9 protein-coding genes and 1 pseudogene are annotated in these 12,160 nt (G+C 65.9%); all 10 read right to left on the minus strand.

Going from position 1 to position 12,160, the window contains the following annotated elements; all coding sequences use genetic code 11:
- Positions 1 to 23: 23 nt before the first annotated feature.
- A pseudogene (locus tag BFE01S_RS39490) lies at positions 24 to 1,598 on the minus strand (TolC family protein).
- Entirely contained in the window at positions 1,585 to 3,654 is a 2,070-nt protein-coding gene (locus tag BFE01S_RS20675) for an FUSC family protein (RefSeq protein ID WP_028227137.1), read from the minus strand. Before BFE01S_RS20675 ends, BFE01S_RS39490 begins: the two are co-directional and overlap by 14 nt.
- Positions 3,635 to 4,687, minus strand: coding sequence for a multidrug transporter subunit MdtN (gene mdtN, locus BFE01S_RS20680; protein WP_028227138.1), 1,053 nt, complete (start codon positions 4,685 to 4,687; stop codon positions 3,635 to 3,637). Before mdtN ends, BFE01S_RS20675 begins: the two co-directional genes overlap by 20 nt.
- 1 nt (position 4,688) lies before the next feature.
- On the minus strand, positions 4,689 to 4,976 hold the full coding sequence (locus BFE01S_RS20685) for a hypothetical protein (RefSeq protein ID WP_028227139.1): 288 nt from the start codon (positions 4,974 to 4,976) through the stop codon (positions 4,689 to 4,691).
- A gap of 536 nt (positions 4,977 to 5,512) precedes the next feature.
- Positions 5,513 to 6,853, minus strand: coding sequence for an oxalate/formate MFS antiporter (gene oxlT / locus BFE01S_RS20695; RefSeq protein WP_156967099.1), 1,341 nt, complete (start codon positions 6,851 to 6,853; stop codon positions 5,513 to 5,515).
- Positions 6,854 to 6,879: 26 nt separating this feature from the next.
- On the minus strand, positions 6,880 to 8,271 hold the full coding sequence (locus BFE01S_RS20700) for an NAD(P)(+) transhydrogenase (Re/Si-specific) subunit beta (protein ID WP_028227141.1): 1,392 nt from the start codon (positions 8,269 to 8,271) through the stop codon (positions 6,880 to 6,882).
- Between the two features lie 12 nt (positions 8,272 to 8,283).
- Positions 8,284 to 9,861, minus strand: coding sequence for a Re/Si-specific NAD(P)(+) transhydrogenase subunit alpha (locus BFE01S_RS20705; RefSeq protein WP_028227142.1), 1,578 nt, complete (start codon positions 9,859 to 9,861; stop codon positions 8,284 to 8,286).
- 182 nt (positions 9,862 to 10,043) lie between these two features.
- Positions 10,044 to 10,289 (minus strand): hypothetical protein, encoded by a 246-nt coding sequence (locus BFE01S_RS20710; protein ID WP_028227143.1) that lies wholly within the window; start codon positions 10,287 to 10,289, stop codon positions 10,044 to 10,046.
- Between the two features lie 19 nt (positions 10,290 to 10,308).
- The gene (locus BFE01S_RS20715) at positions 10,309 to 10,743 is read right to left on the minus strand and encodes a PAS domain-containing protein (RefSeq protein WP_028227144.1); all 435 of its coding nucleotides are present in this window, start codon (positions 10,741 to 10,743) and stop codon (positions 10,309 to 10,311) included.
- Between the two features lie 122 nt (positions 10,744 to 10,865).
- Complete coding sequence (gene frc / locus BFE01S_RS20720; protein ID WP_028227145.1) at positions 10,866 to 12,116, minus strand: formyl-CoA transferase; 1,251 nt, start codon at positions 12,114 to 12,116, stop codon at positions 10,866 to 10,868.
- Between the last annotated feature and the right edge of the window lie 44 nt (positions 12,117 to 12,160).

Genomic DNA, 12,160 nt, shown 5'->3' on the forward strand with positions numbered 1-12,160 from the left:
CCACGCACCCGCTCCCCGCCGCACTACCACGCCGGCTCGCCGTCCGGCGTCGCCGCACCGATCTCCCCTGTCGCCAGCGCCAACGAAGCCGCCGCCGAAAGCGCGGCGCTATAGCTATCGGCGTACGCGTTCTGCGCGGCAATCAACTGGTTCTGCGCGAGCAGCGCATCGGTGATGGAGCCCACGCCATGCCGGTACGCCGCGAACGCCGCGTCATAGGTCGTGTGCGCAGCCGCAACCAGCGCCTTTGCGGCGTCGTTCGAAGCCAGACTCGTGGAAAGCGCATTCTGCGCCGCCACGACCTGCCGCACCGCCTCGTCCTTCGTGCGGGTCAACTGTGCGGAGGCACTGTCCGCATCGTTGCGCGCCTGCATGAGCACGGCAGAGCGCAACCCGCCGTCGTAGAGCGGAATCGTCACGCCGAGGAACACCGCGCCGCTGCGGCGGCTGCCGCTCAGGTTCACCGTGGCCGCCTGATCGCCTACCGGGGGAATCGCGGTAATCGCCGTGGAGCCGGTGCCGTACGCAGCCGTCGCCGAGAGGAACACCTTCGGCATGAACGACGCCTGCGCGGCGCGAATCTTCGCCTGGTTTGCCTCTTCGAGCGCGTAGGCACCCTGCACGTCCGGGCGCCGCGCGATCGCATCGGCCACGATCTCGTCGACCGACTGGTGCAGCGCCGGCGACAGCGTGCGCGGCGGCAACGGCGCGATCTCCGGCTTCGACAAGGGCGAAATGCCGAGCGCCGAAACGAGGCTCAGATAGCTGTCGCTCAACGCGCCATCCGCCTGCACTTTCACGAGATTCGCCTGGGCCTGGTTTTGCGTGGCCTGCGCGACTTCCACCACGGTGCCCACCCCGCGTGCGAACCGCGCACGCGCCGCAGCGAGAATGCCGTTCGCGTTATCGAGCGCCTGCTGGGCCGTTTGCTGACGTTCGCGCGCGGCCTAGTAGCCGTAGTACGAGACGCTCACGTCGTGAATCACGCGCTGGTGAACCGCCGTGAACGCGACATTCGCCGCCAGCGAAAGCTGCGTGGCGGCGTCCACGCGCGCGCGCCGGCCGCCGAAATCGAACAGCAGCCATTGCAGCGCGAGCACCGACACCGTGCCGTGGATGTCCGAACTAGTCGCCACGTTGCCGAGCAGCGTGGATGACGAACCGCTTGCCGCCTGGTAGCCGCCCATCGCCGTCGCCGTGAGTTGCGGCAAATAGGCGGCCTTCGCGATGCCCGTGGCGAGCGCCGCATTGCGCGCATCGTTCCAGGCAATCCGCGTGAGCGGGTTCGACGATTCGGCAAGATCGATCAGTTCGGGCAACGTGTACGAATGGTTCGCGTCGAGGTTCGCCGCAGGTTCGATGGACGCCAGCGCGCTGCTGCGCGGCAACGTGTAGCCTGCGTTTGCGGTGCCGGCAGCGTTGCCCGGAGGCCCCGGGACGATGTTCCCCGCCGCGTCCGTCTGCGGCTGCCACGGACGGTCGGATGCGGACGGCGCGAGATCGAGCGACGATGTCGCGCAGCCCGCGAGGCCGGCCGTGCCGGTGACGGCCAGCGTGATCCATGCGATCAGCCGGCACGTCGTTTCAAGGGCGCGCATCGATCGTCGTCTCCTGAGGTTGGGCTGCACGCGCAGCGATGGCGATCTTGCCGAATCGGACATCGATCACCGCGTCGATCATGTTCGCAAGCGCGCTCACTTCGGAATCCTTACCATGAGCTGCTGCCTCTTCAACAGTTGGCGCGATGCCATCCTTGGCCGCCGAAACGGGAAAGAGCCTCAGGTCCGCATCCGCGCGCGCGTCCTCGCTGCGCTCCATGCGCCGCGCGACTTCGCCCAGCCGTGCATCGGCCACCGCGCCTGCGCGGCCGGCAGAAAGAAAAAGCGGCCCTTCCAGCGCGCCGAGTTCGGCCAGCACGCGCTGCCGGCTCGCGATCCACGCAGGCGCGGGACGCACCCACGAAGGCTCGTAGTGGATCATGCCCAGGTCCTGCTGCAGCCCGCCATACTGAGCGAGCGCGCCTGCCGCAAGCGCGCGGCGCGCACCGGAATCGGCCACGCGCGCTATCCGCGCCCACTGCGCGACGAGCGCCGCGAGCGCCGTATCGATGCGCTTCGCGATACTGACCGGCCATACGCGTGTAAACACGATGTACGCCACCGTGTTGCCAATCAGTATCCCGATTGCGCGATCCCGTGCAATCGTCAGATCGAACGCGGGAGCGGCGCCCTGGATCACGCAAAGGAAGAACGCGAACGAGATCTGAAAACCCACATACGAAATGCGCGGCGAGCCGACCGCAACCCACCCCGAAAGCCACGCCCCCACGAACACCAGGGCCATCAGTTCGCCGACGGAAGTCAGCGCAGGAGTCACGAATACGATAGCCGCTGTGCCGAACGCCGCGCCTATGAGGCAGCCCGCAATCCGCAGCGCGAGCTTTTCGACCGACTCCGCCGTCGTGCCGAGCGACACCAGATAACAGGTGAGAAAACACGTGTGAATGCTCTGCCAGTCGAGTTGCTGATACAGCAGATAGCAGAACATCGCGGCCACCGTGGTCTTTAGCGCATAGCGAACGTGTTCGGGATTGGTGAACGCGTCCGCATTGAAGAAGCCGCTATGCGCGGGTGCGGGGTCCACGGGCGCGGGCGGCGCTGCTTCCGAAGGCGGCACCGCGAAGCCTTCCAGCGCCGCGCGCAAATCGGCGAGCACGAGCGCGGCAAGCGGCGGCAGCGTGGACGCCCGAGGCAGGTCGCGTACATCGACCGCTACCTCTACGGGGTAGCCGCCGGTGTCGAGCATCGTAGCCATCTCTTCCAGCATCGCGGCAAGGTGCGCCGTGCAGGCGGCGGGTAGCCGGGCAGCGGGTTCGCTGCCGGCCAGATCCGCAGCGAGCAGGATGGCCGTGGAAGACGCTGTCGCCTGACGCAGCGCCGCGAAATCGGCGGCGGTCGCCGTGCCTTCGAGTTTCGCAAACTTGAGCCACGCGAGGATCTGGTGGTCGCCCTCGCGCACGCACGCGTCGAATTCGGCGCGCCCGGCATCGGTTGCGGTATCCGTCAAGCGGCGCGCGGCGAGCCTCAGCCGCTTCGCGAGTTGCGCGCAAGCGAGCCGCCGCGGCGACGGCGCGAGCACGAGATTCACGACGATCGCCACACCGATCGGAATCGCGACGAAAAGCCAGGCGTACAGGAGGCCGCGTGTAGCGGCCTCGCCGATCGGCGCGAGGCCCAGTTCGTCGAGACCATAGCCCACGATCATGGCCACGATCGCCCCCACGGGCCGCAGCTTGCTTGCGGACGTAACGAATAGCAGTCCGAACGACAGCGCCGCCATGCATCCCACGCGCAGCGCCGACACGTCGATGCAGAAAATCGCGAAGACCATGACGATGCCGATAATCACCGTCACGAGCAGCAACAGCACGACCGAGGTCACGATGCTCGTCACGCGGTCGGGCTTGTTGAAGAAGAACACGAGATAGGCCGAAAGCGCGGCCTCTGGAGTGCCATACGCGCTCGTGATGAGCGTCGTCAGCGCGCACATCAACGCAATGCGCGTGACGAACGAGGCGCGCCCCGGAAACGGTGCGAGAAGCTGCGCGATCTCCCGCAGGCCGGGCGCGCGAACGTCACCGGCAAGACTGGCCATGCCGGACCTCGACGATCGCGCTTGCGCCCACCCGCACCAGCTTCGCCGCCGGCGCGTCGATGCGCACCCGAACCGGAAAGCGCTGCGAAACCCGCACCCAGTTCACCGACTGCTGCACATAGGGCAAACCGTGCGGCACGTTGATGCGGTCCGTGTCCGCTATGCCGGCGCCAATACCGATCACCTTGCCCTGCATCGGATGCGTGCGGTCGATCATCGAGTACACGGTCGCGCAATCCCCCACGTCGATGGCGCCGAGTGCCGTCTCGCGGAAATTCGCCACGGCGAACCATTCGCCCGCGTGGATCAGCGTGAAGATGGACTGGTTCGGTGCGACCGTCTCCCCGGCGAGAACCGAGAGACCCGTCACGTAGCCGTCGAACGGCGCACGCACGACGGTATCGTCGAGCAGATGCCGGGCGATCGCCAGCGCGGCCTCGCGCGCATGCAAAGTGGCGATGGCGTCGGCGTCGTCGCCGATCGTCTGTGCCGACGCGCGCTGCTGCTCCTGCGCCTGGGCGAGCGACACGTTCGCGTCGCGCTGCGCAACGACCGCCTGGTCGAACTGTTGCGCGGACACATAACCCTGCGCCGCAAGCGGACGCAGCCGCTCGACGCTGCGTGTCGCGAGGTCGTAGTTGTGCGTGGCCCGGCGCGTCTGGTCGGCAGCGACTGCCGCGTTCGAGGTTTCGCCGATCAGCGTGCGGTGACGCGTGGCCAGCGCCGCGCGGGCCAGTTCGACATCGGCCTGCGCCTGCGCCACGGCGAGCCGGTATGAGGTGGGATCGATTTCGAACAGTACGTCGCCCTTCGCGACCCGCTGGTTCTCTTCCACGGCTACCCGCACGATCCGGCCGCCGACGGGCGACGCGACGTGCACCACATCCGCGTCGATGCTCGCGTCGTCCGTGGACGGAAAGCGCGTCGAGCGATCGTAGGCGTACCACAAGGCCGCGGCGCCGAGCAGAACGATGACGGCTGCAATGACGCGGCCCTTCCAGGCAGGTTTGGCATTCACGCCGGCAAGTTTCATCTTAGAGTTGCCCCGTTCCTGACAACCAGACGAGCACCCCGACGACGACACCGATCGCGGTGCAGACAGAAAGCTGGTAAGGCACCGCCCTGACCCAGCCGGTTGCGACAAAGACGCGATGAGCGACGACGGCGCCCGCGATGCCGGTCACGGAACTCAGCAGCCAGAACGGAAAGTACGCGCCGAACAGCGCGAAGGAGGGAGCGCCCCGGGTAGCGCAGCCCGTAAGCGGCATGAAGGCCAGAGGTGAGCATGCGGCGGCGAATCTGGACCCTGTGCGTTGTTTCATCGCTTTCGTGACTGGAACAAAGACTGGTATCGCACCGGCAAGAACAGCCCGTGCGTGCGCCGACGGGTTGCCCTTCCACCTTTTACTTTTGCCGTCTTTCGGCCGCTCACCGCTCAACGCTGACCGCCCGGCGCCCACGGTCCGCTGGCGCCATGCCCGGAGCTGACCGCGTGCCCTCCCTCCCCGGCAAGGCACACCATCATAGCGCGGATCGCGGCACGACCGGCTGCGTACTGTCCGGCACCGGCGATCAATGGGTTTCCTGCCCTGCCGCCTGCAGAATCAGGTTCGCGACTTCCTGGGGATGCGAGATCAACGAGACATGGCTCGCCGGGATCTCGATCGTATGGGTTCCCATGCGACTCGCCATGAAGCGTTCGAGATCGGGGTGGATGGGATGATGTGGATACGCACCCGCCGCCATCACCCGGAGCAACCTGGCGGCCGAACTGGACTAAAGTTCTCGCGGCCCGCAGCGCCGCGAGAACTTGCAGTTGTACTGCGCAGCGGTATCCGTGGCGGAACCGCTGCCGCGCCTATTCGTGCGACCCCAGCGGCGAAGGCGTAAACACGCTTTCCGGCACCGCTGCCGGTGCGGCCGACTGGAAAATCCAGCGCCGCCGCATCGGTTGCAGGATCAGCTTTGCGCTCAAACCGGCTAGCATCGCCACGCAGGCCGCGAAGTCGAACACGGTGTTCCAGCCGCCATGCACCGAAAGCAGCGTGGCAACAGGAACAAGCATGGCCGCCGTGCCCTTCGCGGTATAGAGCGTGCCCGCATTGCCGGCCGCATAGCGGGCGCCGAAGGTATCGGCGCAGGTGGCCGGAAAGTTCGAGAAGATGTCGCCGTAGAAGAGGAAGACGAGACCGGAAAACAGCATGAAGAGCCACGGATCGTGGCCAAACGTGCGCAGACCGAGCAGCGCGAGCCCTTCGCCCAGGAACGTCATGAACATGGTGTTCTCGCGGCCGATGCGATCCGAAATGAACCCGCATAGCGGCCGCGTGAAGCCGTTGCAGAGGTTGTTGATCGAGAGCGTCATCGTGAGCAGGGGCAGCGTGACGCTCACGAGCGTCACCGGCATCGAGGCGAACCCGTAAGCCTTGGCAATCGGTCCGATCTGCGCGGTGGCGATGATGCCGCCCGAGGCCACGCACACGAACATCGCGTACATCACCCAGAAGATCGGCGCGCGCACCATCTGCCGCGTGGTGTAGTCGGTCTTCGTCGCCACCACGCGCCGGATGCCGGCCGCGTGCGCGGGCGGCTTCGGCCGCACCATCAGCGTAGCGAGCGCCATGATGAACACACCCTGCAGGAGTCCGAAGAATACGAACGCGTGCTCGTAGCCGGCGTGCTGAATCATGTTCGAGATCGGGATCACGGTGAGCGCCGCGCCCGCGCCGAAGCCCGCGGCGGTCATGCCCGCCGCGAGGCCGCGCTTGTCCGGAAACCATTTGAGCGCCGTGCCCACGCAGGTGCCATAGACGCAGCCCGCCCCAATGCCGGAAATCACGGCCGCGACGTAAAGCACCGGCAGCACGGGTGCCCAGGCGTCGAGCACCCAGCCCAGCGCGACGCAGCATGCGCCGCCCATCACCACCGGACGCGGACCGAAGCGGTCCACGAGCCAGCCTTCCACGGGCACGAGCCACGTTTCGGTGACGATGAATATCGAAAACGCAAGCTGGATCGCCGCCTGGCCCCAGTGGTGGCGGGCGTCCATCGGGACGACGAACAGCGTCCACGCGTACTGCAGATTTGCGACCAGCCCCATGCAGGCGATGCCCGCCACGAGCTGGACCCAGCGGTTGTGCCGCCGCGCCGTATACACGGCGTCGATGCGATCGGTGTGTGCCACGTTGTCTCTCTCCATTCGTTGAATGCCTGCACCCGCTCGCGCTAGGCGGCCTCGATATGTCTGAGCAGTGCGTCTACGCTGCCCTTCGCGTCGCCGAACAACATTCGCGTGTTGTCCTTGTAGAACAGCGGGTTGTCCACACCGGCGTAACCGGTTGCCATGCTGCGTTTGGATACGACCACGGTGCGCGCCTTCCACACCTCCAGAACCGGCATGCCCGCTATCGGACTCGATGCGTCCTCCTGCGCGCCCGGATTCACGATGTCGTTCGCGCCGATCACGAGCACGACGTCCGTATTCGTGAAGTCCTCATTGATCTCGTCCATTTCCAGCACGATGTCGTAAGGCACCTTGGCCTCGGCGAGCAACACATTCATGTGCCCCGGCAGGCGCCCTGCCACAGGATGAATGCCGAAACGCACGCGTATGCCAAGCGAGCGCAGCCGGCGCGTGATCTCGCTGATCGTTCCCTGCGCCTGCGCGACAGCCATGCCGTAACCCGGCACGATCACCACCTCCGAAGCGTCGCGCAGCAGTGCGCCCACTTCGTCCACGGTGGTCGCGACCACTTCCCCCTCGGGTGCGGCACCGGATGTCGCCGCGACCGTGCCGAAGCCGCCAAGAATCACGGAGACAAAGCTGCGGTTCATCGCACGGCACATGATGTAGCTGAGAATCGCCCCGCTCGAGCCCACGAGCGCCCCCGTGGTCACGAGAAGGTCGTTGTCGAGCATGAAGCCTGTGGCCGCCGCCGCCCAACCCGAATAGCTGTTGAGCATCGAGACGACCACGGGCATATCGGCGCCGCCGATCGCCATGACGAGGTGCACGCCCAGCGCCGCCGCCAGCACGCACATGACGAGCAGTGCGTAGAGGCCATCTCCGGCGGCTGGGCTGCTCACGAAGCGGTAGCCCAGCGCGATGCACGCCGCCAGCACGACGGCATTGAGCAGATGCCGTGCGGGCAGCACGAGCGGCTTGCCGCTCAGCGTGCCTTGCAGCTTCAGGAAAGCGACAATCGAACCGCTAAAGGTCACCGTGCCGATAAACGCGCCGACATAGATTTCCGTATCGTGAATCGCCTGCTCGACCGGATTTGCCGCAACCGTCCCGGACATATAATTCGCTATGCTTATCAATGTCGCGGCAAGACCGACAAAGCTATGCAGTACCGCGACCAGCTGCGGCATCTGCGTCATCTCCACGCGTTTGGCCAGCGTGGCACCGATCCCGCCGCCCGCCACCGCCGCGATCAGCGCAATCTGCAGGCCCGCGCCGGCCGTCACAAGCAAGGTGGCCAACACGGCTAGACCCATGCCAAGGACACCGTATAAATTACCGCGCCTTGCGCTCGCCGGGTGGCTGAGGCCGCGCAGGCTCAGGATGAAGAGCGTGGCCGCACCGAGCCACGCCATGTTTCCGATTCCGTTCATCGTGACGTCTCCTCAGGTGCGCTGGAACATCTTCAACATGCGCTGGGTCACGAGAAAACCACCCGTGATGTTGATCGTCGCGACCACGAGCGCGATGCCGGACAGCACGCTCACGATCGTTCCCGGGCTGCCGGGATGCAGCAGCGCACCCACGACGATGATTCCGCTGATCGCATTGGTCACGCTCATGAGCGGCGTATGCAGGGCTGGCGTGACGTTCCAGACCACCTGGTAGCCGACGAACACCGCCAGCACGAACACCGTGAAGTGCGCAACGAACGCGGGCGGCGCAACGGCACCCAAGGCAAGCAGCAACAGCGCGGCAGCCACGAGCGCTGCCAAAGGCCAGAAGCTCCGGCCACGCGCGGCGTCTGCACCATCCGCATCACTCGTCCCGCCATGGCCGCTTGCCGCTGCCGCCTTGTGCAGCACCGCAGCCGGTGCCACAGAGGGCGAAGGAGTCACCGCGGGCGGCGGCCAGCACACGCTGCCGCGCTGCATGACCGTGGTGCCACGCTGCACGACGTCGTCCATATCGATCTGCAACTCGCCATCCTTCGCGGGCGTGAGGTCCGTGAGCAGATGGCGCAGATTCGTGGCGTAGAGCTGGCTAGACTGGTTCGCCATGCGGCTGGGCAGATCGGTATAGCCGATCACGGTCACGCCGTTCGCATCGACAACCTCGCCGGGGCGGGTGAGCGCGCAGTTGCCGCCCTGTTCCGCGGCCATGTCCACGATCACGCTGCCGGCACGCATGCAGGCGGCGGTTTCGGCGCTGATGAGGCGGGGTGCGGGCTTGCCTGGAATCAGCGCCGTAGTGATGATGATGTCCACCTCGCGCGCCTGCGCTTCGAAGAGTGCCATTTCGGCCTCGATGAACTTCGCGCTCATCTCTTTCGCGTAGCCGCCCGAACCGCCGCCCTCCTCCTCGATATCGACGCTCAGAAACTCTGCGCCCATGCTCTCCACCTGCTGCCCCACTTCGGGCCGCGTATCGAATGCGCGCACGATCGCCCCGAGGCCGCGGGCCGCGCCGATCGCGGCGAGCCCCGCCACGCCGGCGCCGATCACGAGCACCTTCGCCGGCGGCATCTTGCCCGCCGCCGTGATCTGGCCGGTGAACACGCGGCCGAAGTGCTGCGCCGCCTCGATCACCGCGCGATAGCCGGCCATGTTCGCCATCGAGCTCAGTGCGTCGAGCTTTTGCGCGCGCGAGATGCGCGGCACGCAATCCATGGCGAGCACCGTGGCGCTGCGCGCAGCGAGCGCATCGAGCAGCGCTGCGTTCTGTGCGGGCCAGATAAAACCGGCGAGCGTCGCGCCGGGTTTGAGCCAGTGCGCCTCTTCGATGGTCGGCGGGCGCACCTTGATCACGAGATCCGCCGTGCTCCAGAGCGTCAGCGGATCGTCCACGATCCATGCGCCGGCGCTCCGGTACGCTTCGTCGCCGAACGACGCGCGTACGCCGGCGCCCGCTTCCACGTTGACGGTATAACCAAGTTTGATTAGTTGTGCGATGCTTTCAGGTGTCGCTGCCACACGGCGCTCGCCTGCCTGTGTTTCGCGAGGAACGGCAAGAGTCATCGCCATGAGGCACCTCGCCAGACGAACGAGGTGATGACGAAGGTAGAATCAATCGACGGCGCGCCAAGCCACCTGGCGCGCCGCATGCGTAGCCACAACTTCATGAAACGTCTCCTGCTCGATGGGGGAATTCCGTGTGCCGCGGTCTCTTGCCGGGCATCGTGCCGCGCCGTCTGGCGGGCGGCCGCTCAGGGTTGCGGATTGCCCGGCTTGAGAAACGCGAGCGCTACCGCGCGAGCGCCTGCCAGCGCAGCAGCCTCGCTCGCATAAACGGTTTCGTCGGCCAGGTGCTGCCACGCAAAACCGGCCTCTTCGGCACCGCGCGTATCCTCGGCAAGTTCGTGAATGGCGGCAAATGCAGCCCAGCCGCCGTTATGTATCAACTGACGGGCCGAGAGTTCGACCTCGTAATGTCCGAGCGTTTCGGTATGCATGACCCGTTCCTTCGAGGCGTCAGGACTGCTGCGCCTGCGCTTCCAGTTCCGCGAGGCGCTTGCGCAGCCCGCGCTCCTCCTGAAAGCGCGCCGTCTCGTCGCGAATGACGGCCACGATGCCCGTCAACGCGCCTTCGGGCGAGTGCAGCAACGCCACCGTAAAGGCGATCGAAAGCGAGCGGCCGGCCTTGTCCACCGCAGGCACGCGCAGCACGTCGTTGCCGTAGCGCGTTTCGCCGCTGGCCATGGTCTTGTGATAGCCCTCCCAGTGACGGCCGCGCAGGCGCTCCGGAATGATGAGGTCGAGCGTCCGGCCCATCGCCTCGCCCTCGGTATAGCCGAACATGCGGGTCGCGGCGGGATTCCAGAACGTGATGTCGCCTGCGGCATCGGAAATGACGATGGCATCGCCTATCACGTTGGCAAGCTGCGCAAAATCGATGGCGGTTGTCATGGCAATGGTTCTATCGTTGAGCAGCGAATAAACAGCCATTGAGCGGCGGTCAAGGCAAGCCGCCGGTTAGCCGGTCGGCGCCGCCCTCAACGGGAGGGCGGCGCATGCCGTGGCAGTTGTCGTCAGACCGCGCGAACTTCGTGCAGCGCGGCGATCTGTTGTGCCGTGTAGCCGAGATCCGCCAGCACTTCGTCGGTGTGCTCACCCAGGAGCGGCGAGCCCTTGACCTCCGGCTTGAGCTCGGAAAATTTAATCGGACTGCCAACGGTCAGATAGCTGCCGCGCTCCTTATGCGGCACTTCCACGACCGTTCCGCTCGCGCGCAGCGACGGGTCGTTCGCGATCTCCTTCATGCTCAGCACCGGCGCGCACGGAATGTCGAACTTGCGCAGAATGTCGATCGCCTCGAATTTCGTCTTGTCGGCAAGCCACGCTTCGATCGTGTTGAAGATCTCGAAGATATGCGGCTGGCGTGCCTGGGCCGTCTTGTAGTCGGGGTCGTCGATCCACTCCGGCTTGCCGAGCGCGCGGCAGATCGGCTCCCACGCATGGCCCTGGATCGTGAAGTAGATGTACGCGTTCGGATCGGTTTCCCAGCCCTTGCACTTGAGCACCCAGCCCGGCTGTCCGCCGCCGCCCGCATTGCCGCCGCGCGGCACCACGTCGCTGAAGCTGCCGTGCGGATACTGCGGATACTCTTCCAGATAGCCCACGCGGTCGAGACGCTGCTGGTCGCGCAGCTTCACGCGGCACAGGTTGAGCACGCTGTCCTGCATCGAGACGGCCACCTTCTGCCCCTTGCCCGTCTTGTCGCGGCCGATCAGCGCCGTGAGAATGCCGATGGCAAGGTGCATGCCGGTGTTGCTGTCGCCAAGCGCAGCCGCGCTCACGGTCGGCGGGCCGTCCCAGAAGCCGGTGGTCGAAGCGGCACCGCCCGCGCATTGCGCCACGTTCTCGTAGACCTTGAGGTCATCGTAATGATGGCCTTCGCTGAAGCCCTTCACCGAAGCGACGATCATCTTCGGATTGAGCTCCTTGATGCGCTCCCACGTGAAGCCCATGCGATCGAGCGCGCCGGGCCCGAAGTTCTCCACGAGCACGTCCGACTCGCGAATCAGCTTCTCGAGCACCTCCTTGCCTTCCGGCTTCTTGGTGTCGAGTGTAAGCGAGCGCTTGTTGCTGTTGAGCATGGTGAAGTACAGCGCATCGACATCGGGAATGTCGCGCAACTGCGCGCGTGTGACGTCGCCCGCGCCCGGACGCTCCACCTTGATCACGTCCGCACCGAACCACGCGAGCAACTGCGTGCAGGCAGGGCCGGCCTGCACGTGCGTGAAGTCGATGATCTTGATGCCGTCGAGGGGTTTGCTCATTACCGTATCTCCTGATACCTGGACTGATGCGTCCTTGTCGATTG

The sequence above is a fragment of the Paraburkholderia ferrariae NBRC 106233 genome, from assembly GCF_000685035.1.
Taxonomy (GTDB): Bacteria; Pseudomonadota; Gammaproteobacteria; order Burkholderiales; family Burkholderiaceae; genus Paraburkholderia; species Paraburkholderia ferrariae.